This is a genomic window from Neofamilia massiliensis (assembly GCF_001299475.1).
In the GTDB taxonomy this organism is placed as follows: Bacteria; Bacillota; Clostridia; order Tissierellales; family Peptoniphilaceae; genus Neofamilia; species Neofamilia massiliensis.
In genome coordinates this window covers 832,978-856,792 of the sequence record NZ_CYUJ01000002.1, presented here as the reverse complement: position 1 = coordinate 856,792, position 23,815 = coordinate 832,978, and the positions used below count along the sequence as shown (strand labels likewise).

The window sequence follows — 23,815 nt, the reverse complement described above, 5'->3', positions numbered from 1 at the left end:
GTCCTCATTTTGATTTAAATTAATTTAAGCGTCAAAATCTTCTTTGTTTAGTAGGTCTGCAAGGTTAATACCAAAGCTATTATCTTCTTGTTGTTTTTCAACATTTTCTACTTTTTCTTTTTTAGGCATATCTTCTTTAACTACTTCATTAGTTGTAGTTGATGATACCTTTTCTTCTGTAGTATTTTCAACTTGTTCAGATTTTTCAGCTTTTTCTTTAGCTCTAGCTTCTCTAGCTTTTTTTCTTTCAATTTCTTTAATTGAAAGGCTAATTTTTTTATTTTCTTCGTCAATTTCAGTAATCATTACTTCTACATCTTGACCGATTTCAAGCTTATCACTTGGTTTTTCAACATGTTCTCTAGCTATTTGAGAAACGTGTAGTAAACCATCTACTCCACTATCAAGTTTAACAAAAGCACCAAAATCTAAAAGATTTACAATCTTACCTTTGATTATATCTCCAACCTTGTTGTTTTCAACAAAAACTTCCCAAGGTTCTTTAGTTAATTGTTTTAAGCCTAAAGCAATTCTATCATTTTCTGGATCAATATCTAAAACTTGAACCTCTATTTTTTGGTTTGGTTGAACAACATCTGAAGGATGTTTAACTCTTTGCCAAGAAAGTTGAGAAATGTGGATTAGTCCGTCAATTCCTCCAATATCTACAAAAGCACCAAAGTTTGTTAGTCTTTGTACTGTTCCTTCTATTACATCACCTACGTGAATCTTAGAATAAATTTCTTCTTTTAAAGCATCAAGTTCTTTTTGTTCAACAACTTTTCTAGAAAGAATAATTCTTCTCTTATCTTTGTTAAAATCAATTATCTTTGAAGCTAAAACCTCATCTAAGAACACAGATAAATCTTTTTTATATCCTATTGACACTTGAGATGCTGGCATGAAAGCATTAAGTCCTTCGACTTCACATTTTAAGCCACCCTTTGTAACTTCGTTCACAATAGCATCAACAATTTCTTCATTGTTGAATTTTTCTTCGACAACATCCCAATTTTTAAGTCTTTGCACTCTTTTATGTGATAATAAAACGTTACCGTCTCCATCATCCATCTTTAGAACATAAACTTCGATTTCATCTCCTGCCTTAAATAAGTCAGATGGACTTATAGTAGGATCGTCAGATACTTCGTCTCTGTTAATGATTCCATCAGCCCTGTAATTAATATTTACAGTTATTTCAGAATCATTTACATAAAGTACTGTTCCTTTGAGAATATCACCTCTCTTGATTCTTGTGAAGGAGCTTTCAATAGCTTCCATCATTTCATTCTTGTTCATATCTTCCATCTTTTCAATAGCCTCCTTAATTATCCAATCAGGTGTTGAAGCACCTGCGATTATACCAATATTATTATATAACATAATTTCAAAAATATCTATCTCTGAAATGCGATTTATAAAATATACTTGGTCACAATATATTTTAGCATATTCATATAGCTTTGTGCAATTAGAACTTTTCTTATCTCCTAAAATAATTAGACAATCGCATTTTTTTGCAAGGTCAATAACGGCACTTGAGCGTTTTCTTGTAGCCGAACAAATAGTATTAAAAAAATTATAATTTATTTTATTTTCATCTAAAATTTTTAAAAATTTATCAGCAGTAGATTCTTTAAAAGTTGTTTGACATACTATAACAATTTCGTCTGCTAAATTATTAAAGTTATTTAAATTGTTATTTAAGTCTTTTTCTGTTTCTATAACTATCCCCTTATAATTTATATTGGAATTAATGCCTATTACTTCAGCATGATTTTTTTTACCAAAAATAACAACTTTTTTGTCACAATTTTCTTTTACAATTTTGTGAACCCTTTGAACATAGGGACAAACTGTGTCAATTACTTTGTATTTATTTTCATAAGCTTCTTTTTTTTCCACTGGACTTCCGTGAGTTCTTAAAATCAAAGTGTCTCCGTCTTGGATTGAAGAATCCAGTTCTTTAAGTCCTAAGCTCGAAAGTCTTGAAACTTCATCTTCATTGTGTATGAGCATGCCATCTATATAGACAGATTTTTCTTTTGCAAGAGTTTCTTCAGTTAGTTCTACTGCTCTTTTTACACCAAAACAAAATCCGTATGTGTCTGCAAGTAAAATATTAATATTCATCACCCTTATAAATTTTATATAGCACTTCTTCGGCTAAAGCTTGATAGCCTGTATCCTTATTTTCCTTTAAAAAAGCCTTGTCAATAGTAAATGGTTCCCTAATTGTTATATCAACTTTAGAAAAAATTCTATAGCTAGTATCAATTTTTACTGGAAGAATTTTTTTATTGGCAAGGTTTGCGATTAAAATTGGTCCAGCTTTTGCGTTGGTTGGGTCATAGCCTTCTACCCGTGTGCCCTCTATAAATATTCCAAGTATTTTCCCATCTTTTAATCTTCTAACCCCTTCTTTTAAAGCCTTAATATCATTTTCCTGTCTATCTACAGGAAAGACATTTAACGATTTAAAAAACTTGTCTAATAAAGGTCTTTTGAAAAGTTCCTTTTTGCCCATAAAGTTTATTGGTTCGTCAAAGGTGACAGCTAAAAATATTGGATCTAAAGCACTTCCATGGTTGGCACAGATTATATAATTATCATCTAAGTTTTCAAATGATCCATTTATATTTAGGCTATAAAAAATCTTAATAAAAAACTTAGCTATAGGTCTTAAAAATCTATACATTACAAGTTCCTCTGATTACTTTCAAAAATTCATCAATAGTTTCATCTATTGTTAAATGACTAGTATCTATTTCAATAGCATCTGTAGCCTTTGTAAGAGGTGAATGCTCTCTGGTCATATCATCGTGATCTCTTTTTTTTAGGGCTTCTAAGGTTTTGTTAAAATCAGCGTTAGGATCTTTAACTAACAAGTCTTTATAACGTCTTTGAGCTCTCTTGTTAACATCTGCAGTTAAATAAAACTTAAAGTCTGCATTTTTTAATATAACAGTTCCTACATCTCTGCCATCCATTACAATGTCTTTTCCTTTTGCAATTTCTTGTTGTTTTTCTACTAAAAAACTTCTAATAATTTGGTAAGATGAAATTTTTGATGCAAGTAGACCTATTTCTTCTTCCCTAATATCTTGGCTTACATCTCTATCAAATAAATAAAACTTATTATTTCTAACATCAATTTTAATTTTAGAAAGGAAAACTTTTAATTCTTCTTCATCATCAAAATTTGTAAAATTTTCCTCATAAAAATACAAGGCCAAAGTCCTGTACATGGCTCCTGTATCTAAATATTCTATATTTAATTTTTCTGCTAATTTTTTCGCTAAAGTACTTTTTCCTGCTGCTGAAGGTCCATCAATAGCAATTTGCATAACATACACTCCTTATTTTTATTCAAAAACAGATTTTCCAGCTAAATATCCTGTAGAAAATGCAATTTGTAAGTTATAGCCACCTGTTAAACCATTTACATCAATTATTTCACCACAAAAATAAAGTCCATCAACTATTTTAGATTCCATTGTAGATGGATTGATTTCAAGTGTTGAAACTCCACCTTTTGTAATAATAGCTTGGCTTATAGGCGCTATATTTTTATAAGAAAATTTGTATGATGTCATTAAGTTCAAAATATTTTTTCTCAAGTCTTTTGTTATTTCGTGTAATTTCAACTTTGGATTTATTTTAGCTGATGCTAGTAAATAGTCGGCAAGCGATTCAGGAAAATAATTTTTTAAAATAGACTTCAATTCTTTTTTAGGATTTTTATCAATGTCTTTCAGTAATCTTTCTTCTAATTCTTTAATATCCACTGCTGGTTTAAAATTACAATAAAGTTCAATAGCCTTATCTGGATAGTCGTTAATAAAATCTGTAAGGGTTAAAACTATAGGTCCAGAAATTCCTCTATGAGTAAATAGAAAATCTCCAAAATAAGAAATTTCTTTTTTCTTATTTATATATACAGTAATTTCAGCATTTTTAACAGTAAGACCTGTTACCATTGACAAGTTATTGTCATCTAAAATTATTGGACATAGAGAAGGTTTGAGTTCCATTATTTTATGGCCAAAGGCTTTTGCAAAGTTATAGCCATCTCCAGTAGAACCTGTTGCAGGATAAGAGAGCCCGCCAGTAGCAATAATTAATTTTGGGCTTTCATATTTATTTTTATTGGTTGAAACATTAAAATAACCATTAAACTTGTCTATCTTTTCAACTTTTTCATTTAAATGAATATCTGCATTGTTGATAGACCTAGCAAGGCCCTTTATTATGTCACTAGACTTATCGCTTTTTGGAAAAACTCTATTACCTCTTTCAATTTTCAATGGCACATTTTGTTTTTGAAAAAAATTCATCGTATCTTCATTTGTAAAAGTATAAAGGGACGAATATAGAAATTCTGGATTGGTCTTTATGTTGTCAAAATACTCACTTATATCACAAGCGTTGGTTACATTACATCTTCCCTTTCCTGTTATATAAATTTTTTTTCCTAATTTTTCATTTTGTTCTATAAGTAATATTTTTGCAGAAGGATTCTTTTCTTTGACAGCAAAGGCAGCAAACATTCCTGCTGCACCTCCGCCTACAATTATTAAATCATATTTTTTCATAAGTAGAATTCTTTTCCCAAAATTCTTCTAAAGCAGTAAATGATGCTTTTACATTTCTTTTTGTCACAACACTTAGGGCTTGTAATAAAGTATTTACAAGAACCAAAGGAGATACTAAAGAATCGAAAAAGCTATTCATACTTGATCTGGCTATTAAAGATATTTTTGAAAACTTATAAACAGGAGAAGTTTCTGAATCTGTAATACTTATAATCTTATAGCCCTTGTCATAAATTGACTTTATACATTGGATAGTCCTTTGAGAGTATCTCGGGAAGGATAGACAAAGCAAAAGATCGTCTTCAGTCATATTAACTAAGTATTCAAAGGGTTCCATTCTAGTTGCTTCAACTAACACAATATCAAAACCCATCATTCTTAAATATTGGGCAAGATATTGGGCAAGCAAGTTAGAAGTACGTAGGCCAAATATAAATATCCTATCTGATTCATCGATTAATTTTGCAGCATCAATTATTACCTTTGGATCTAATTGAGAAAATGTTGTATTTATGTCATTTACATCACTATTTACTTGTGAATGGATAAGCTTATTGTCAGATAAATCTTTAGAAACATCTAGTCTTTGTATAGTTGTCAAAGAGTATTTGATTGAATCAAGTAAGGCTTTTTGAAACTCCTTATAGCCAGAGTATCCTAATTTATAAGTAAACCTAACTATTGTTGCTTCACTAACAGTACTTTCTTCTGCCAACTCACTTATTGGCATTAAAATAGCTTTTTCACTATTATTTAAAATGTAATCTGCTAGCTTTTTATGCATCTTACTTAGATTATCGTATTTTTCATTTATTAAATATAATATATTTTCCATTTTACAACCTTTCTACCATTACAACCAAAGGAGGTTGATTCTTTTGATTCATTTGTTCAATTTTACTTACATTAAATTTATTTTGATCTAAGTCTGATAGATATTTTGAAATTTCTATATACTCTTCCATGCCTTTTTCATGACCAGGATAAAATATTATTAGACCAAAAGACTTTGCTTTCATAATTAAAGTAATTTTATCTAAAAATATTTTTACAGACTTATAATTTGTAGTTATATCCTTATTTCCACCTGGAAGATAACCTAAATTCATAATAAAAAAATCAACTGGTTCATGAATATAATTGTATATATTCTCATGACTATCATTTATAATTTTTATTTTATATTCATTAATTTTATTTTCAGCAAAGAGTTTTTTGGACTTTATAATTGCTTGGTCTTGGATATCAAAAGAATAAATCTTGCAATCTCCGTCTAAAGTTTTATATATTTTTAAACTATCCTTGCCATTACCTAAAGTTGCATCAACACAAATTGATCCTTTTTTAAGATAATTTCTAATTATTAAGTCCACAATTTGATGAACATTTCCTAGTCTATATTTCATTATTATTTTTAATTTGATTAATATAATCCATTTCTTCTTTATTTAATTCTCTATAGTCTCCAACCATTAATCCACCGATTTCAATTTCACCTATTTTAATTCTCTTTAAAGAAACAACAGGATGGTCTATGGCATCAAACATTTTTCTAATTTGTCTATTTCGTCCTTCTTGAATACTTATCTCAACTAATGTTTCATTGGGATAAGTATTTAGAATCCTTACTTGGGCCTCTTTTGTTTTTCTACCATCAATATATAAACCACTTCTCAATTTATTTAAGCTAGTTTTATTTGGTCTGCCCTTGACCTTGGCTATATATGTTTTAGATAATTCATATTTAGGGTGAGTTAGTATTTGTGTAAGCTTTCCATCATTTGTAATTAAAATTATACCTGTAGTATCCATGTCAAGTCTACCAATTGGATATAGGCGTTTGTCTGAATTAATTAAGTCAATTACATTTAAACGTCCTTTTTCATCACTAGCAGTTGAAACTACTCCAAGAGGCTTGTTTAATAAATAATATTTATAAGTTTTATTTAGCTTTATAAGTTTACCATCTACTTTTACCAGATCTTGGTCACTTACATCGCGAGCTGGATCTGTAACTATCTCATCGTTAACGCTAACTCTCGACTTAGCTATAATTAGCTCTGCCTGTCTTCTAGAAGCAACTCCACAGTGGGCTAGATATTTTTGTAGTCTCAAAGTTATTCTCCTTTTATATCTACTTTTTCAAGATCATCTAACGATTCTAGATTAAACTTTAATAAGAATTTATTTGTTGTGCTATAGAGATTTGGAATTCCTGGAGCATCTAACTTATCTGATACATAAATAAAACCATCGTTAACTAGTTTAGAAATAATATGATCTGATTTTACGCCTCTGATAAAGTCAATCTCTGACTTTGTAATAGGTTGCTTATATGCAACTATTGACAGAACCTCTAAAGCAGCATTAGTTAGTTCTTTTTGCTTATCATAATTAAAATATTCTGCAATAATATCAAAATAACGTTCATTAGTAGAAAAAGTTATTTCATCATTAGTTTTATTAATAATAATACCAGAATTATCTCTATTGTATTTTTCTTCTATAAGACTATTAATTGCAAAGCTAATTTCTTCTTTTGAAGTTTTTAATGATTTACTAAGAGAATTTATATTAACAGGCTCTCCTGCAACAAATAATATTGCTTCAATTACTTTTTTTATATCAGGCATTGGCAATCCTTTCGATTTTTATCTCTTCATCTTTTTGTTTTACTTTGATTTTTTTTAGTTTCATTAATTCTAGCAAGGCTAAAAAATAAGTTACTATTTCTAACTTAGTGCTGTCGCTATCAAAAAGATTTTTAAAATAAAATTTATTGTAGTTTTCTATTTTTGTATAAAGTATGTCTAAACAAGCCTCTATTGTGTATTTGTCTTCTTCTATATCAAAAACTATTTCTTTTTCTTTAATAGATTTTTTAAACAAAAGTCTTGAATAGACTGAGGCTAATCTATTTGCTGTAACTTCCTTGTAGTCAATTTTTTCTTCTAAGGCAAGTATTGTCAAGTCTTCAGATTGTTTCAAAATTTTCTTATTAGCCTGCTCATTAAAATCTTTTAAAATAGTTGCTATATTTTTAAAATACCTGTATTCAATTAATCTATCAACAAGGTCTTTTCTTGGATCTTCTTCGTCGTCATCTTCTTCAAATTTTGGAAGAAGCATTTTAGACTTAATTTGTAATAGTATTGATGCCATAAGTGAGAAATCTAAAAATGAATCTAAATTCTCAAAAGACATCTGCCCTATTTTATTTATAAACTCATCAGTTATATATGAGATAGGAATATCATATATATCAATCTTATTGTCTTTAATAAGGCTTAAAAGTAAGTCCATTGGACCTTCATAAACATTATCGATGTTAATTTTAATTTTATCTTTCATACTTTAGTAGAATAAATACTTCATTATAAACATTATTGGCGACCATATTACTGTTTGTAGCTTTCCTGATATAACCAAAATAAAAAGAACTATATAGAATATAAATTCATATTTATACAGGTAGTTAATTATTTTGTATGGCAAAAAGGACATTAACATTTTTGAGCCATCTAAAGGAGGAATTGGTACTAAATTAAAGATTCCAAGCATTATATTTACTGCAGCTAAAACAAATAAAAAATTATTCAAATAATATGCATTCATTGGAGTAAATCTAAAAATTATTGCAGCTACAAGACTAATAAATAGATTTGTAAAGATGCCCGCAAAGGAGACAATAAAATTATCTTTTCTATAATTCTTAAAATTATTAGGATTAACTGGCACTCCCTTAGCCCAACCAAATTTAAATACAACCATAAAAACAAGCCCCATAGGATCTATATGGGCAAATGGATTTAAAGTTAGCCTTCCTGCATTTTTTGCAGAAGGATCTCCAAGTTTATATGCCGAATAAGCATGGGCAAACTCATGACAAACTACAGCTATAATAAATGCTAGGGTATAAATTATTTTATCTTCAATATCCCTACTAAGCATTTCTATCTCTTTCTAACTTTGCCAGTAAAATTCCAATAATTGTTTTACCATCTACAATTTCACCATTTAAAACTTTTTCATAAGCTTCGTCAAATGGAATTTCTACAACATCAATAATTTCGTGCTCATCTAAGTCTTGTTGGCCTGCTCTTAAGTTTTTGGCAAAAAAAACATGAATTTTTTCACTGCAATAACCTGGTGTTGGATAGAAATTAGCTAAAAAAGAAGCATCGTCACAGGAATATCCAGTTTCTTCTTTTAGTTCACGGATAGCAGTTTCTTTTGGCTGTTCATTGATTTCTAGCTTTCCTGCAGGTATTTCAAGCAAGGCCTTGTTTACTGCCTTTCTAAATTGATTTACTAAAATTATTTTATCGTCTTCAGTAATAGCTATTACTCCAACGCCGCCAGAGTGTTCAACAACTTCTCTTTTACTGTATCTTTTGTCAGGTAGTTCTATTGTATCAACTCTTAAATTTAAAATTTTACCTTCATAAATTTTTTCAGATTTAATAGTTACTTCTTCTTTAATCACTTTGCACCTCTTAAATTATCATCAATCATTTTTTTAGCAGTCAAATAAGTATGGTTGCTATAGTTGTCTCCTTCTATAATTTTAGCTAAAGACTGTATCTTCTCTTCATAAGTTAGCTTTTTTATTTTAGAAGTCATTTTTCCATTATCTACTTCCTTATAAACTAGGAAAAGATTATCTCCCTTTGAAATAATTTGTGGCAAATGGGATATACATAAAAGCTGGTGGGAGTTAGATAAGTTTTTTAATTTTTTTCCAACAATATTGCCAGCATTTCCACTAATTCCACTATCAATCTCATCAAATATCAAAGTTGGAATTTCATCTACATTTGCTTCAATACTTTTTACAGCTAGCATGAATCTAGAAATTTCACCACCTGAGGCTACTGTAGAAAGTTCTTTTAGTGGTTCATTAATATTAAAGCTAATATAAAAAGTTATTTCATCTATTCCGTCCCTAGATAAAGGTATTTCTTTAAAATCAACTTCAAACTTACTGTCTTTCATTTCTAATTCTTGAAGTTGTGTTTCTATTTGTTCTTTTAATTTATTTGCAATATCTTTTCTTGTCTTGCTAATAATTTGGGCAGACTTTACAAGATCCATTTCAATATTATTTAGTTTATTTTTCTTATCCTCTATAATTTTTTCATAATTTTCAATTTGATTTACTTTTTGTAAGGCATCTTCCAAATAACTTTTAATATCATGAATACTGTTACCATACTTTCTCTTCATTTCAAAAAGTATTGATCTTTTATTGTCTAAGTCCTTATATTCAGCTTCATCAAAATCTAAACTTTCAAAATATGATGAGATCTCATATTTTATGTCCTCTATTTCAATATAAGATCTGTTTAATCTTTCTCTTAATTCTAAAAAGTTTTCGTCTCTGCTTTCAATCTTTTCAGAAAAACTTATAGTTCTTCCAAGATTAGTTAAAATGCTTTCATCATCATAATCTAATAAATTTAATATCTTTGAAGCATTTTCTTTTAATTCTTGGGAGTTTTCTATCAAAGTTAGTTTTGCTTCTAGCTCCTCTTCATTAATGCTCAGTACATTTGAATTATTTATCTCATCAATTTGAAACTTTAGAAAATCTAAGTCTCTTCCAATCTCTTCAGGAGACTTACTAAAATTTTCTAAATCTCTTTGAAGCTTTAAATAATTCTCATATGAATTTTTAAATTCTAATAAATCTTCTTGATGTTTGTAATTAGCAAAGCTGTCTATAAAGTTTCTTTGCATAGATTTTGAAAGAATATTGATATTTTCAAATTGGCCATATATATCAATTAAATGCTCTGCTAGTTCTTTTACAAAAGAAGCTGGAGAAATAATATTATTAATTCTTGTCACAGAAGATGAATTTAAAGAGATTTCCTTAGAAATTATTAATGGCTCATCACAAACTTCTATGCTTCTTTCCTTTAATTTTTTAATAACTTCTTCGTTATCATCAATATCAAAAGCAGCTGAAATATATGCTCTATTAGTTCCCTGCCTTATTTTATCTTTTTGTGCCCTATCTCCTAATAAAATAGATAATGAATCTATAATATTAGATTTACCTGAGCCTGTTTCTCCTAAGATAACATTAAGTCCAGGTTCAAATGATATATTCATATCTTCTACAAGGGCAAAGTTTTTTATATTTAACTCTCTTAGCATCTAATCACCTTAACGAAGAATTTCCTTCTTTTACAATATCTTTTATAGATTCTCTATTAAATACTTGGCCATCTTTCGATATCTTAATGAGAAACTCTTGGTTGCCTTCTGCTCCTGTTATTGGAGAAAAGGTTAAGTCAAGAGGAGTGAAGGAATTATCTAATACAAAATCATATATTTTTTCTATAGTTTTTTCTCTAGTTTCAAGACTTCTGACTATTCCATTTTTTCCAACTTCTTCTCTCCCAGCCTCGAATTGTGGTTTAATTAAAGCTATAATAATTCCATCATCAGCAATTAACGAAAATGCTTTAGGCAAGATTAAAGTTAAAGAAATAAAAGAAACATCAATTGAAATAAAATTTAATTTTTCTTGAATTAAAGACTCATCTAAATATCTAATATTGGTTCTTTCAATCGTAATAACTTTTGGATTTGACCTTATAGACCAGTCTATTTGCCCATAGCCAACGTCAATAGCATAAACTTTTTTTGCACCATTTTGAAGCATGCAGTCAGTGAAACCTCCAGTTGACGCACCAAAATCAGCACAAACCATATCGTCTAAATTTAGCTCAAAGGATTTGGTAGCTTTTTCTAATTTAAAGCCACCTCTAGATACATATCTTGGTTTCTCACCCTTTAAAGTAAAAATCGTGCCCTCTTCATACATCTCTCCTGCTTTTAATACCTTGACTTCATTGACATATATATTTCCAGACATAATTAATCTTTTAGCTTTCTCTCTAGAATCCACTAGTCCTTGTTTATAAACTAAAACATCTGCTCTATTTTTTTTCATATAAGTTTACAATTAGCTCCTTAGACTTGTATAGTGATAGCTTATCTAAATTTAAGATTAAAGATTGATAAAGCTCATCAAGAAAACTTTCAACTTCTGTTAGAGACAAAAATTTAAAAATAGTAATTTTACCAATAAATTCGTCTTCTTTTCTGTCGTCTAAATCATCTCTTATTTGAAAATATAGGCCGAAAAGTCTGCCAATTTCATCTAGGCTATTAATAAAATCTTGGTCCTTACCCAATAGTATAGCAGGAATTTTAAAAGATGATTTAAATAAAGCTGAAGTTTTTCCTTCATACATAGCATATAAATTTTCCAAAGAAGATAAGTAAGCCATGTTTAGATCTCTAAATTGACCTCCTAACATGCCAAGTTCATTAGAGTTTTTAGCTAATTCATTTATAGCCTTAATGTAGTTAACATCAATTCCTTCATTAATATCTGTCACATATTCAAAGGCCTTTGTGAGCAAAAAATCTCCAGTTAGTACAGCTGTAGCTTCTGAAAATTTTTTATGAACCGTTGGCAAACCTCTTCTGAAATCATCATTGTCCATAGCGGGAAGATCATCATGAATTAAAGAATAGTTGTGAATTAACTCTAAACTAGTTGCAAATCTTTGGACTGTATCAAAGTCTCCAGCTAAATCTTCATTAATAAGAATCATAATTAGAGGCCTTAACATCTTTCCCCTTTTAGAAAAATGGTGAGACGCACCCTTATATAAAAGTTCTACTCCATCTACATTAGTCTGGTTAATAATTTCGTTAATGTTATCATTAATTATATCAAGATAATTATTGTATTTGTTCAGCATTGTCTTCCTCGTCAAAGTCTACTAGTCCATTTTCTGTTACTAGTTTAATTTCTCTTTTATATTCATTTAAGTAGTTTTGAAGCTGCTTATAAAGGTCTAACGCTTTTTTATAATTTTTCATCATTTCATCTAACTTTATATCTGAGGCTTCCATTTTTTCTATTATATTTTCTAGCTCTTTTAATGTTTCTTCATAGTTCATAGTTGGTATTCCTTTTTTTCTAGTACTTTAACTTTTATTTCTCCATTTTCTAATAGAATATTGATAATTTCCTCAATATCTACATCATTAATATTTCTAACTAAATCAAATTCTGAATTTAAAACTACAGAATAACCTTGTTTTTGCATGGCCTTTACATCAAGTTTATCCATACGGCTTTTTAAAAGCAAAAGCTTCCTTTCCATGTCTAAGTATTTATAGTCAATGCTTTTAAAAGATTTCTCTTTTAATCTTAAAATTTTATTTTCATTATCTGATATAAGCTTTAATAATTTATCCTTGTTTATTTTTTTATAAATTAAGTTTAAATTCGACTCTTTAAACTTTATGTTATTATTTACAATGTTTTTTGTGTTATTAATTAAAACAAGATTATCCCTAGCCTTATTATTTATGATTTTATCAACGGAAATTAACTTTAACCTTGTATCTAGAGTTTTTAGCAAGGTGCTTTCTTTATAAAATTTATTTTCTAAAGACTTGAAAATAGTAGACAAATTATTTTCTATTTCTTTTATAGCTTCGTAATGATTAAATACAGCAAGTTCAGCTGCAGCAGAAGGAGTTGGCGCTCTCATGTCAGAGACAAAATCTGAAATTACAAAATCAATTTCATGACCCACTGCTGAAATTATTGGTTTATCAAAATTAAATATTTTCAATGCTAATTCTTTTGAGTTGAAAGAATCTAAGTCTTCATAAGATCCTCCGCCTCTTCCAATAATTACTAAATCAACATCGGTGTCAGAAAAATAATCTAAGCCCTCAATCAAAGAACTCGCCGAGTAAGGACCTTGAACGGCAGCTGGATATAAAACTATACTTACATAGGGGTTTCTTCTTTTGGTAACTGAAATAATATCTTTAATTGCAGCTCCATCTGAAGAAGTAATAACTCCGATTTTTTTAGAAAACTTGGGAATAGATTTTTTATGATCAGAAGAAAAATATCCTTTTTCTTCTAGTTCTTTTTTTGTTTTTTCAAATCGTTCATAGATATTTCCTAGACCAATACTTTCAACTTCAGTTGCTAGTAATCTAAGAGTTGATTCAGCTTCAGCTAAACTTATTTTTCCTTTTAATCTAACCTGATTTCCATCTTCTAATGAACCATTATTATCAAGTGATTTATAATCATAAATTACACATGACAACCTACAATAGTCGTCTTTTACAGTAAAGTACGCATTTCCATTGCTATGTTTATTTAAATTAGAAATTTCACCCTCAACATATAGCTGATTTAAAATAAAATCTTTATTAGTTAATTCCTTTATGTAGTTTATTAATTCTGATACTTTAAAATTCAACATAAATATAAAAAGCCTGGAAACCAGGCCTATTTTCTGCTCCTTAAAATTGTTCCTAAAATACCGTTTATAAGCTTTGAAGAATCTGTCGTTCCATAAGTTTTTGCAATTTCTACAGCTTCATTTACAGCAACTTCATTAGGTGTTTCTTCTTCGAAAAGAATTTCATAAACAGCAACTCTTAAAATAGATAAATCTAGTTTATACATTCTTTCTATAGACCAGTTCTTTAAGTTTTTACTTATAACACTATCTATTTCTTCAATGTGCTGAGTAATGTTATTATAACCATTATTTATATAGGTACTTTGTACTTTATTATAGTCAAAGTTTTCAATAAATAAATCTATTTTATCAGCATTAATATGATCATCAAAGAGAGATTGGTACATTAAAAATACTAATCCCTCTCTTGCTTTTTTTCTACTCATTATTGTACTTGTTCCTTATCCTTTTTAGGGATTGCAACATGTTCTATAATTATATTTACCTCAACGACATTAAGTCCTGTCATCGTTTCAATTTTTTCTTTAACTTTTTCTTGAATGTCGGAAGCTACAGCTATTAGATTTTTCCCAAATTCAACTGCAACTCTCATAGTGATGTAAACATTTGAATCATCAAGATTTACTTCCACAGTTTTATTTGCATACATGTTAGAAAATCTTTCCATCATGTTTATTGGAAGTGGGCAAACCCCATCAGTGTTATTAGCTTCTACATTAGCAATAGATACAATAACATCTTCTGTAATGTGAATTGTGCCAGAATTTATTTCATTTATAATCTCTTTAGTCATCTTTATCCTCCATCTATTTAAATTATAGCATAAATTGAAATAAAACGAAACGAAATTTTCACTTTAGAAAACATCATTTCATTTTTTTAATTTATTTTGCTAGTAAAAATTTAAATTTATTACTTATCTTTTACTGATTCCCAATCTTTTAAAAATCTTTCAATGCCTGAATCTGTAAGAGGATGATTAAGCATTTGATTGAAAACTTTATATGGAATAGTTGCTATATCAGCTCCAACTAAAGCACAATCAACAACATGCATTGGATGTCTAATACTCGCTGCAATAATTTCAGTGTCAATTAAATAATTCTCAAAAATAGTAGAAATTTCTTCTATTAGTCTCATTCCTTCAGTTGATATGTCATCAAGTCTACCTAAAAATGGACTTACATAAGTAGCTCCAGCTTTAGCAGCCATAAGAGCTTGGCTAGCAGTGAAGATTAGTGTAACATTTGTTTTAATTCCCTCATCTGTTAGCATTTTAGTAGCCTTTAAACCTTCTTTACACATAGGTATTTTAATTACTATGTTTTTATTAATTTTAGCTAGCTCACGAGCTTCTTTTAACATCCCTTCAGCGTCTAAAGAAATAACTTCTGCACTTACAGGTGCGTCTACAATATTTGTAATTTCTTCTACTACTTCTTCAAAGTTTCTGCCTTCTTTGGCGATTAAAGATGGGTTAGTTGTTACTCCATCAATTATCCCCCAAGAATTTACTTCTCTAATTTCATCAATATTTGCAGTATCAATAAAAAATTTCATAAAATCCTCCATTATTATTATTTAATTTTTGCAAAAATCATTTTTCCTGCATTTGTTTGTAATACACTTGTTACTATTACTTCTTTGGCTTGACCAATTAAGTCCTTGCCATTTTCTATTACTATCATTGTCCCATCATCTAAATAGGCTATACCTTGACCTTGTTCCTGACCTTCTTTTATAATCTGAACATACATAGTTTCTCCAGGTATTGCAATTGGTTTTAAAGCATTTGCTAACTCATTTATATTTAAAACTTTTATCCCCTGCACCTTTGCTACCTTGTTTAGGTTAAAGTCATTTGTAATTATCTTATACCCTTCGTCTAAGGCTAACTTAACAAGTTTTGAGTCTACTTCTAATATTTCGGGATACTTTTTATCTAATATAATAACTTCAATATTTTCTAAATTTTGTAAGTTATTAATAACTTCTAGTCCTCTTCTACCTCTATTTCTCTTTAAAGGATCAGAACTATCAGCAATGTGTTGTAATTCTTCCAATATAAAAATAGGCAAAACCAAGGGCCCTTCTAAAAAATTTGTCTTTGCAATTTCTAAAATCCTACCATCAATGATTGCACTAGTATCTAAAACTTTTTTTCCTAAGTTTTTAGCTTTTTTATCGCCAATAGACTTTGTTTTCAAAGAAATTTCATGGTCTTTAGAAAACATATTTAATAAGTTGTCCTTGTTTTTACTAGTTAAAGCAACACCTAAATATCCAAATAGAATATATAAGGCCAAAGAAATTATAGATCCAAATATTCCCAAATTCCAAATAGAAATCATTTGAGTAAGCAAAAAAGCAATTAAAAGTCCTATAACAAGTCCCAATGAGGAAAAAATAATTTCATATAAAGGTTTTTTAGAAATTTCAACCTCAATTTCTTTGGCTAACTTTGTAAGTAGCTGACCTAAGCGTCCAGATAATAAAAAAGAAATAATTGCTAAAATTAATGACGCAGTAATTTTTAAAGTAATTCTTATATATTTATTAGTAATAATTATTACATCATTTTCCATTAATGCACTCATTATTACAAAACCAATGGAAAAACCTATAAGAAACATTAAAACTTTAAATGCTATTTCGCCGATTTTTTTCATATTCATCTTATCACCTCCTAAATAATTATATGCTTAAAAAAATATTTCTATAGCTTCACTTATATTTTTAATATATATTATTTCAATATTTGATTTTTTGTTTTCAATTTTTTGTTCCTGAGATACAGCTACTTTTTTATAACCTAATCTAGATAATTCATTAATTCTTCCCTTTATGTTTTGAACTTTTTTAATTTTTCCAGTTAATCCTAATTCACCGCAGAAAACCAAGTCGTTGTTGAGTGGTTTCTTTAGATATGAAGAAATAATTGACATTGCCATTGCAAAATCGGCAGAAGTATCATCTAATTTAATTCCACCTGTTGCTTTTAGTATTATGTTTTTATCTTCTAAAGAAAGCTTAGTTGTTTCATCAATAATAGAAGCTAAAATATTAAGACTATCTTTTCTCGTTGCATCAGATATTCTCTGTGGATATGGAAAAAATGATTTAGATACCAAAGCTTCGATCTCTCCAACAATAAATCTACTTCCCTGTCTAATAACAGTCAGCGCCTTGCCAAAACCATCGTCGTCTTTAGACACAAAAAATTCAGAAGGGTTATCAATTGATATTAAACCTGCTTCTGTCATTTCAAAAAATCCTAATTCTCCAGTATCTCCATATCTGTTTTTGCTGCTATATAAGGTTCTGATTTGATCGAGAGACGTTGCTTCTAATATTAAAACTGCATCCACTAAATGTTCTAGTGTTCTAACACCAGCTAATTCATCAGCTTTAGTCATCTGTCCCACAATAAAAGATGCTCTTTTCTTGTTACTATACTTAGACAATCTTACAATTCTACTGGATACTTCATTGATCTGAGTGGGTGAGCCACTTTTTTGTGGCAAATCATCTGCAACTATTGTTTGTATAGAATCAAATATTAAAATATCGGGATCAATTTTTTCCACTTCATTTTCAATATCGTTTATTGAGTTTGTAGACATAATCCAAATATTTTCTGCATCTACATTAATCCTGTTTGATCTATTTTTTATCTGAGATTCTGACTCTTCCCCACTTGCGTAAAGCACTTTATAGCCTTTTTTAGCCAAATCATTAGACAATTGTAAAAGTAAAGTCGACTTACCTGCACCAGGTTTTGCAGTTACTATGGTAACTGAATCTCTAACTATTCCATTGCCTAATACTCTATTAAGTTCTCCTATGTCAGAAAGTATTCTACTAGTATTATTTGTATCGACTTCAGATAACTTTTTAGATATTGTACTATTATTGATAATTTTCGTTGTATTTACTTTATCGGAATCTAAAGTTTTTTCTTCAAGTGTTCCCCAACTGCCACATGAAGGGCATTTACCGAAATACCCTGTTGTTTCATAATGGCAGTTAGAACAAACATATGATACTTTATTTTTAGCCATTTTAATCTTCTATATTATCATTATCTTCATCATCTGTAATTAATTCTTCATCAAAAAAATCAAAGTCTTCTAAAGTATCTTCGTCTAAGTCTTCAAAATCTAAATTATTAAAATTTGAATAATCATAAAAGTCTAAATCATTATCATAGACATAGTCTTCTAAATCTGCTAGGTCATCATCAATTTCATCAAGATCCTCTACAATTAGACTTTGTCTATAGTCAATATCTGCAATAGCATCTGCAAAATTATCTAAAGTATTTATAATTTCAATTAAAACCTTACCTTCATCTGAATCTTTATTAATATTTAATCCATCTGTCAGTCCCTTTAAATAGGCAACCTTTTGTAGTAAGTTTTTCATAGTCCCCTCCTAAACTCTAGACATGTATTCTCCAGACCTAGTATCAATTCTTAGCACATCACCAATTTCTACAAAAAGTGGAACGTTAATTGTAACTCCTGTTTCTAAAGTTGCAGGTTTATTAGCTCCTGATGTAGTATCTCCTTTAAATCCGGGTTCTGTTTCTGTAACTTCTAACTCAACAAAGTTAGGTGGAGCTACTGAAAATGGTTTACCTTGATATGATTGAACTAAAGCCATATCATTTTCTTTGATCCACATAATAGCATCTTCTACTTGACTGTGTTCAAATGGCATTTGTTCATAAGTTTCATTATCCATAAAATAATATAATTGTCCGTCAGTATATAAGTATTGAAGTTCTTTTGTTTCAATAATAGCTCTAGTAAATCTTTCTGTTGGGTTAAATGTTGTTTCTTTGTTAGTTCCATTTAATATTGATTTGATTTTAGCTCTAACAAATGCTGCACCCTTTCCTGGTTTAACGTGTTGAAAGTCAACAACTTCGTAGATGTCACCATCCATTTCAAATGTTATACCTTTTCTAAATTCTCCTGCTGATATCATAAATTACCTCCTAGTTTATATTATAAATTATACCATACTAAGGTCTTTAATACATTAGTTTTAAAGCAGAAATTTCTTAATTAGCTATTACTTTTAATGTTATTGTTTATCTTAATATTAATGGGTCTTCTTAATTTAGCTGCATTAAGTTTTTCTAAAAATTTTAAAAGTTCTTCTTTTTTTAAATTGTCGACATTTATATTAGAAAAGGATCCTCCTTCACCAATCTCAATTAATTTTCCTTTAAAATCAAAATTATTGCCATTTGTATTAATTTTTCCTCCATCAGATATTATAATTCCAGAAAAAACAAAATCAGAGTTTAATTCTAATGTCCCCTCTAAATAAATAATTCCTCCCATAACGAATTTTCCCCCATCTGATTGAGAAACTAATTCAACTTGGTTTTTAATTATATAAGCTGACATATTGGAAAAAGAATCAGTAATTACTAAGTCTCCATCTTCAGACCATCTTCCAATTAAATATTTATTGTACAAATCTCTTACTAAAATATCATTTTCTGAAAATTCAAAGACACTTATATTATCTCCAAAAATAATATCTGAATTTATTTTCTCTTTAAACATTTCTAAGTAAACATTGTTTTTCTCTTCCAAATAAGGACCCCTGATTACATTAGTTTTCAAAAAAAAGATTTTATTGTACTTACTAATGTATGCTTCTGCAGAGGATTTAATTTTTTTATAGTCACTTTTAATTAAAACCTTATTAGCTGGCTGATCAAAATAATATTCATCTGGAAATATTTGAAAAGATTTTTGGTGGTCTAGTTCAGGAAATAAGTTCACCGAAAGTCTATCAAGACTTAGGCTAAGATCGGTGTCATCTTCTAAAGAAGTTAAAAATAAATTCAAATAGGACTCTGCAATGTATTTACTTTGGTAACTATCTATTATTGTTTTTTTAAGAATTATATTTTGATTTGTTACAAGATTAATAAGAATAAGACTAAAAGCCATAAGAAAAACAACTATAAGAAGTAAGACTGAGCTGTAGGCAGATAACTTTTTATTCATATATCGCTCCTCTTATAAAATGTGTATATTTAAAAATTTTATCAGTTTTGTCTATTATTTCTAAATTTAAAAGTTTATTAGTAGAGTCGTAATTAGCCGAGAAGTTTTTTATATCTGAAACTAAAACATTTGTATGAAACTCCCCCGAATTGAATTCCAAAGAGCTTATTTTATCAATACTCTTCTTTTTTATATTATTTCTAATAATTCTCGAATCTTCGTAAGTATAACTTGTAAGGCTATATTCTATAGGATTTTTGTTTATTATAAGCAAACCTAATTGATTTTCAGAAACTTTATTTGTAAATTTTTTTTCTATAATATAATCTGCCTTATCAATTTCATTGAAAATAAAGTCTGCAGTATAATAAATTTCACTATCTAAACTGCTAGATTTTATAATTTTATTAGACAACTTAGTCGATGAAAATATAAAAGATGAAATTAGAAGAAAAATAATAGATAATATTCCTATCCCAAATAAAAGTTCTATTAATGTGAAACCTTTAATCTTTTTTTCTATAGGAAATAAATGTAATATCTTCATTGAGTTCCTCATTTCGCACTGTAATTTCTATTCTCCTTAAGTCGTTTGAATAAATATTTTCAGTAATATCTACTTGATACTTTTCGTTTTCACTATTATAAGTTTTTCCTGCTAAGGTTTCTTCCATAGCTGCATTGCCTATTCGGGTCATTGTATCTATGCTATTAGTCTTTTTATAAATATTACTAATATTTACATAACTAACCATTATCCCTAAAGCAATTAAAGAAACAATAAATGTTGAGATTATAATTTCCATAAGAATAAAACCCTTGTATTTTATCTTCATTTTTCTTCAATCCTTATTTTACCTGTTACAGGTCTTAATATTATTTTATATGACTTGTCCTTACCTTTAAAAACTAAAGTTCCTGCAGTAGGATTTAAACTATCATCCATGGCTGGCCTGGCATTTTCTGTAAAAATAAATTCTTTAGTATTAGATTCAGCTTCTACTAACTCTAGTTTTTTTAATTCAATTTCTTCATTATTAACTGATGACTTAAATATTTTATTAGTAAAAATTATATTTTGTCTCTGCCTTGTTGACAATGCATAGTTTTTTGTTTGATTTATACTAATTACTATAGATTTTAATTCTTGTTTTTCTAAATAATTATTAAAACTTCTACTATTTAATAAAACTAATGATGTTAGTATTGAAACTATTGCTATGGTAATTATTAGTTCTACTAAAATAAGTCCCTTAATCTTTCTAGCTTTCATAAAATACTAAATTCCTAAAAGACAAATCTTCCCAATTATAATTATCGGTAACTATAGATTGGAAGCTTAATGGATATTTGTAAGTTTTATCAAGAAAGATTTCAATATTTTCATAACCATCAGCAAATTTTAAAAAGTCAACAGTATATAGGGTCATGCTTTCATCTAAAAAATATATGCTTCCACTTAAATCTTTTGGTCCATTTATTTCAAAGGATATTTTATATATATCATAATCAATTTTAATATCAAAATCAGAAAAAATAAGTTTATTACTAAAATCGAACTCCAGTATTTCATTAGTATTTTCTTTATTAAGTTTATCTATATTTGAAATATCGGATAAATTTTCTATATTTGAATTTATAAAGTCACTATTAAAATAAAAGCGTTTTTCTAATAATTTTAATCTTTCATTATAACTTTCATTATTTTCATCTATGAACTTATAGGCTAAATTATCTTCAACTTTAGTTTCTATGTTTTCTTCAAAAACTTCTTCATCTTCAATTATTTGAGTTTCACTATTTACAACTTCTTCCCTATTATTATTTGTAGATCTAGTAGTTTTTGAGTTATTGATAGAATCTATAGTAGTTTCCTTTTCTTCTTTGCCATATAAAGCTGATAAAAGAGAACCTTCTTTATTTTCAAGTGAATTTTCGGAATTGTTGTTATGTTTATAGTTTATTCCAGAGTAAGGAACTTCTCTTAAAGTATATTCTCTTACTTTTATGTTAGCTTCAAATATATCTTCATCGATCCTACTTAAGTTAATATCTTTTAGAAATAATTCATTATTTGATACTATTAAGTTTAAAAAATTTTCTATTTTTTCCAAAGTATCAGAAATAATAAGACTTTTATCAATATAAAAAACTTTTAAATCATCTTTATTTTCCATCATTACATTTGATATATTAAATGAATTAATAACAATAGAACCATCTTGGCTAATTTTTTCTAAATCTAAGTTTTTTCCAAAATTTTTGTACTGACTTTCTACTTCTTCTAAATAAATAGTGTTCTTATCTAGCTTAGATTTTTCTTTATCATACTCAGCTAAGAGTATTTCATAATCATCATTACTAATATAACTTGCTGCCTCTGTATTTTTTGTGTTTAAAATTGATCCTTTAAAAAAATTTAAATATATAAATAAAATAAAGAGAAGGGTTAATATGTATATTAGTATTTTTTCTCTCTTACTTAAATCCATAATAAATTTCATTTAACCTCTCCCCTATAAGAAAATTTATAATATCCATCTTCAAAATTTACTTCATTTAAAATATAGGAATCTAATTCTTTTTTTATTTCTTGATCAAACTGATCTAATAAGTTGGAACTTAAAGAAATTCCCGTAATATTTATATCTTGATTACTAGAAGAAAAAGAATTTATAAAAATATTGTTACTTGTATTAGCAGAAAAAATTTCTAAAGACTTTATTAAATCATTATCCTTGGATTTTTCAATCTCTAACTCCTTGTAGAAGTTTATTTTGCTATCTATTTCTTGGTTTTCTTTTTTAAAACTTTGAATCTTCGTTTCTAAAATATTAGCTTCTTTAAGGCTAATTAGTTCTGAAGATTTATTTTTTGTATCGGAGAAATTTGTAAAAATATCAAATGCAATAAATCCAACTAATAAGCACAAAGGCAATAAAAGAAGAACCAATGTTTTAATATCCTTTTTATCTTTTTTTGTTTCTATAAAGTTTACTGGTTTCATTTTATTCTCCAAAATATTTTTCTATGTTAAATTGTTTAAAGGTAAACTCTCTTCCAAAACTTTTATCAATGTAATCTTTTTGTTCATTAATAAAGTTTTTGTCACCAAAAATTAAAGTTTCTATTTGATTATTAATTTGAATGCTTTTAGATAGACTTTCTATCTCATTTTGATAGTTGCTCGGCTCAAAGGTTTTGTACTTATAAAATACTATGTCTGCTTCTAAAACTTTTATTAATTCTAAAGAGCTTTCATCAAGCCTTAGTATTAGTGCATTTTCTATTTTATTATTTTCTATATATGCCAAAGCTTCGCTGGCAAATATTGTGATATAAATATTTTTAAAAGACACGCTAGTTAGTTTCTTTGATAAAATACTTATAAAATCCTTATCAATACCATAAACTAAAAAGTATTCTCTCCAATAATTATATTTTAGTAAAAAACCTTCCCTATTAAAAGGCATAATTTTATCAATATTATAAGTATAGTAACTATCTAAATCTGTCTCCTTTAACCCACTTGCCTTTTCAAATCTAAAGATATTACTGGCAGAGGAAACTCTCACTACTAAGTTTGACTTACTATCTATGGTAGATAAAGTCTTTTTTAATAAATATTCCAGCTGGTCAGAATCAACTAATCTGCTTGAATCTTTATAGATTTCGCACTTAAATATTTCTTCACCAGTTTCATTTTCTAGTTTCAATGCTGATCCATCTATATAATTTAACAAATAGCTTTTTCTTTTATTAAACAAAATAACCTCCTATTAGCATGGTTAATAAATATGCAATAACAATATATTTAGCAAAAGGAACCTTACTTTTAAAACTTACTTTATTTAAATAAAAGGCT

The 23,815-nt window shown here is 28.0% G+C and carries 30 protein-coding genes; all 30 read right to left on the bottom strand.

What is annotated here, in order from left to right:
- Positions 1 to 24: 24 nt before the first annotated feature.
- Positions 25 to 2,133, bottom strand: coding sequence for a bifunctional 4-hydroxy-3-methylbut-2-enyl diphosphate reductase/30S ribosomal protein S1 (locus tag BN2667_RS04155; RefSeq protein WP_082380185.1), 2,109 nt, complete (start codon positions 2,131 to 2,133; stop codon positions 25 to 27).
- Positions 2,123 to 2,698 (bottom strand): lysophospholipid acyltransferase family protein, encoded by a 576-nt coding sequence (locus BN2667_RS04150; protein ID WP_054252058.1) that lies wholly within the window; start codon positions 2,696 to 2,698, stop codon positions 2,123 to 2,125. The genes BN2667_RS04155 and BN2667_RS04150 overlap by 11 nt, the downstream gene beginning before the upstream one ends.
- Entirely contained in the window at positions 2,691 to 3,347 is a 657-nt protein-coding gene (gene cmk, locus BN2667_RS04145) for a (d)CMP kinase (protein ID WP_054252057.1), read from the bottom strand. The genes BN2667_RS04150 and cmk overlap by 8 nt, the downstream gene beginning before the upstream one ends.
- An 18-nt stretch (positions 3,348 to 3,365) precedes the next feature.
- A complete protein-coding gene (locus BN2667_RS04140; protein WP_054252056.1) occupies positions 3,366 to 4,595 on the bottom strand; it encodes a BaiN/RdsA family NAD(P)/FAD-dependent oxidoreductase in 1,230 nt (409 codons plus the stop codon).
- Positions 4,582 to 5,430: a MurR/RpiR family transcriptional regulator gene (locus tag BN2667_RS04135; protein WP_054252055.1), complete on the bottom strand. Its 849-nt coding sequence runs from the start codon at positions 5,428 to 5,430 to the stop codon at positions 4,582 to 4,584. Before BN2667_RS04135 ends, BN2667_RS04140 begins: the two co-directional genes overlap by 14 nt.
- Position 5,431: 1 nt before the next feature.
- Positions 5,432 to 6,001, bottom strand: a complete 570-nt coding sequence (mnmM, locus tag BN2667_RS04130) for a tRNA 5-(aminomethyl)-2-thiouridylate-methyltransferase MnmM (protein WP_054252054.1) — start codon at positions 5,999 to 6,001, stop codon at positions 5,432 to 5,434.
- Complete coding sequence (locus BN2667_RS04125; protein WP_054252053.1) at positions 5,991 to 6,710, bottom strand: pseudouridine synthase; 720 nt, start codon at positions 6,708 to 6,710, stop codon at positions 5,991 to 5,993. Before BN2667_RS04125 ends, mnmM begins: the two co-directional genes overlap by 11 nt.
- 2 nt (positions 6,711 to 6,712) lie before the next feature.
- Positions 6,713 to 7,228 (bottom strand): SMC-Scp complex subunit ScpB, encoded by a 516-nt coding sequence (scpB, locus tag BN2667_RS04120; protein WP_054252052.1) that lies wholly within the window; start codon positions 7,226 to 7,228, stop codon positions 6,713 to 6,715.
- Positions 7,221 to 7,946 carry a segregation and condensation protein A gene (locus BN2667_RS04115; RefSeq protein ID WP_054252051.1) on the bottom strand — a complete coding sequence of 242 codons (726 nt, stop codon included), beginning with the start codon at positions 7,944 to 7,946 and terminating at the stop codon, positions 7,221 to 7,223. Before BN2667_RS04115 ends, scpB begins: the two co-directional genes overlap by 8 nt.
- Positions 7,947 to 7,949: 3 nt before the next feature.
- Positions 7,950 to 8,546, bottom strand: a complete 597-nt coding sequence (locus tag BN2667_RS04110) for a site-2 protease family protein (protein ID WP_075967869.1) — start codon at positions 8,544 to 8,546, stop codon at positions 7,950 to 7,952.
- Positions 8,539 to 9,081, bottom strand: a complete 543-nt coding sequence (locus tag BN2667_RS04105) for an NUDIX hydrolase (protein ID WP_054252049.1) — start codon at positions 9,079 to 9,081, stop codon at positions 8,539 to 8,541. The genes BN2667_RS04110 and BN2667_RS04105 overlap by 8 nt, the downstream gene beginning before the upstream one ends.
- Positions 9,078 to 10,757, bottom strand: coding sequence for a DNA repair protein RecN (recN, locus tag BN2667_RS04100; protein ID WP_054252048.1), 1,680 nt, complete (start codon positions 10,755 to 10,757; stop codon positions 9,078 to 9,080). The genes BN2667_RS04105 and recN overlap by 4 nt, the downstream gene beginning before the upstream one ends.
- A 4-nt stretch (positions 10,758 to 10,761) precedes the next feature.
- Positions 10,762 to 11,559: a TlyA family RNA methyltransferase gene (locus BN2667_RS04095; protein ID WP_054252047.1), complete on the bottom strand. Its 798-nt coding sequence runs from the start codon at positions 11,557 to 11,559 to the stop codon at positions 10,762 to 10,764.
- Positions 11,546 to 12,379 carry a polyprenyl synthetase family protein gene (locus BN2667_RS04090; RefSeq protein ID WP_054252046.1) on the bottom strand — a complete coding sequence of 278 codons (834 nt, stop codon included), beginning with the start codon at positions 12,377 to 12,379 and terminating at the stop codon, positions 11,546 to 11,548. Before BN2667_RS04090 ends, BN2667_RS04095 begins: the two co-directional genes overlap by 14 nt.
- Positions 12,360 to 12,581: an exodeoxyribonuclease VII small subunit gene (gene xseB / locus BN2667_RS04085; protein ID WP_054252045.1), complete on the bottom strand. Its 222-nt coding sequence runs from the start codon at positions 12,579 to 12,581 to the stop codon at positions 12,360 to 12,362. Before xseB ends, BN2667_RS04090 begins: the two co-directional genes overlap by 20 nt.
- A complete protein-coding gene (gene xseA, locus BN2667_RS04080) occupies positions 12,578 to 13,915 on the bottom strand; it encodes an exodeoxyribonuclease VII large subunit (protein WP_054252044.1) in 1,338 nt (445 codons plus the stop codon). Before xseA ends, xseB begins: the two co-directional genes overlap by 4 nt.
- A 26-nt stretch (positions 13,916 to 13,941) precedes the next feature.
- A complete protein-coding gene (gene nusB / locus BN2667_RS04075) occupies positions 13,942 to 14,343 on the bottom strand; it encodes a transcription antitermination factor NusB (protein ID WP_054252043.1) in 402 nt (133 codons plus the stop codon).
- On the bottom strand, positions 14,343 to 14,711 hold the full coding sequence (locus tag BN2667_RS04070) for an Asp23/Gls24 family envelope stress response protein (RefSeq protein ID WP_054252042.1): 369 nt from the start codon (positions 14,709 to 14,711) through the stop codon (positions 14,343 to 14,345). Before BN2667_RS04070 ends, nusB begins: the two co-directional genes overlap by 1 nt.
- Positions 14,712 to 14,830: 119 nt before the next feature.
- The gene (gene fsa / locus BN2667_RS04065; RefSeq protein WP_054252041.1) at positions 14,831 to 15,478 is read right to left on the bottom strand and encodes a fructose-6-phosphate aldolase; all 648 of its coding nucleotides are present in this window, start codon (positions 15,476 to 15,478) and stop codon (positions 14,831 to 14,833) included.
- A 17-nt stretch (positions 15,479 to 15,495) separates the two neighbouring features.
- Positions 15,496 to 16,593, bottom strand: a complete 1,098-nt coding sequence (locus tag BN2667_RS04060; protein WP_242848707.1) for a PIN/TRAM domain-containing protein — start codon at positions 16,591 to 16,593, stop codon at positions 15,496 to 15,498.
- Positions 16,594 to 16,620: 27 nt separating this feature from the next.
- Positions 16,621 to 17,979, bottom strand: a complete 1,359-nt coding sequence (radA, locus tag BN2667_RS04055; RefSeq protein WP_054252040.1) for a DNA repair protein RadA — start codon at positions 17,977 to 17,979, stop codon at positions 16,621 to 16,623.
- Between the two features lies 1 nt (position 17,980).
- Positions 17,981 to 18,343: a CD1247 N-terminal domain-containing protein gene (locus BN2667_RS04050; RefSeq protein WP_054252039.1), complete on the bottom strand. Its 363-nt coding sequence runs from the start codon at positions 18,341 to 18,343 to the stop codon at positions 17,981 to 17,983.
- 9 nt (positions 18,344 to 18,352) lie between these two features.
- The gene (efp, locus tag BN2667_RS04045) at positions 18,353 to 18,910 is read right to left on the bottom strand and encodes an elongation factor P (RefSeq protein WP_054252038.1); all 558 of its coding nucleotides are present in this window, start codon (positions 18,908 to 18,910) and stop codon (positions 18,353 to 18,355) included.
- A gap of 80 nt (positions 18,911 to 18,990) precedes the next feature.
- Positions 18,991 to 19,950: a hypothetical protein gene (locus tag BN2667_RS04040; protein WP_054252037.1), complete on the bottom strand. Its 960-nt coding sequence runs from the start codon at positions 19,948 to 19,950 to the stop codon at positions 18,991 to 18,993.
- Complete coding sequence (locus BN2667_RS04035) at positions 19,943 to 20,497, bottom strand: PilW family protein (RefSeq protein WP_054252036.1); 555 nt, start codon at positions 20,495 to 20,497, stop codon at positions 19,943 to 19,945. Before BN2667_RS04035 ends, BN2667_RS04040 begins: the two co-directional genes overlap by 8 nt.
- Entirely contained in the window at positions 20,457 to 20,786 is a 330-nt protein-coding gene (locus BN2667_RS04030; protein ID WP_054252035.1) for a type II secretion system protein, read from the bottom strand. Before BN2667_RS04030 ends, BN2667_RS04035 begins: the two co-directional genes overlap by 41 nt.
- Positions 20,783 to 21,223: a type II secretion system protein gene (locus BN2667_RS04025; RefSeq protein WP_054252034.1), complete on the bottom strand. Its 441-nt coding sequence runs from the start codon at positions 21,221 to 21,223 to the stop codon at positions 20,783 to 20,785. The genes BN2667_RS04030 and BN2667_RS04025 overlap by 4 nt, the downstream gene beginning before the upstream one ends.
- On the bottom strand, positions 21,213 to 22,454 hold the full coding sequence (locus tag BN2667_RS04020; protein ID WP_054252033.1) for a hypothetical protein: 1,242 nt from the start codon (positions 22,452 to 22,454) through the stop codon (positions 21,213 to 21,215). Before BN2667_RS04020 ends, BN2667_RS04025 begins: the two co-directional genes overlap by 11 nt.
- A complete protein-coding gene (locus BN2667_RS04015) occupies positions 22,451 to 22,957 on the bottom strand; it encodes a hypothetical protein (RefSeq protein ID WP_054252032.1) in 507 nt (168 codons plus the stop codon). Before BN2667_RS04015 ends, BN2667_RS04020 begins: the two co-directional genes overlap by 4 nt.
- Before the next feature lies 1 nt (position 22,958).
- The gene (locus BN2667_RS04010; RefSeq protein ID WP_054252031.1) at positions 22,959 to 23,717 is read right to left on the bottom strand and encodes a hypothetical protein; all 759 of its coding nucleotides are present in this window, start codon (positions 23,715 to 23,717) and stop codon (positions 22,959 to 22,961) included.
- Between the last annotated feature and the right edge of the window lie 98 nt (positions 23,718 to 23,815).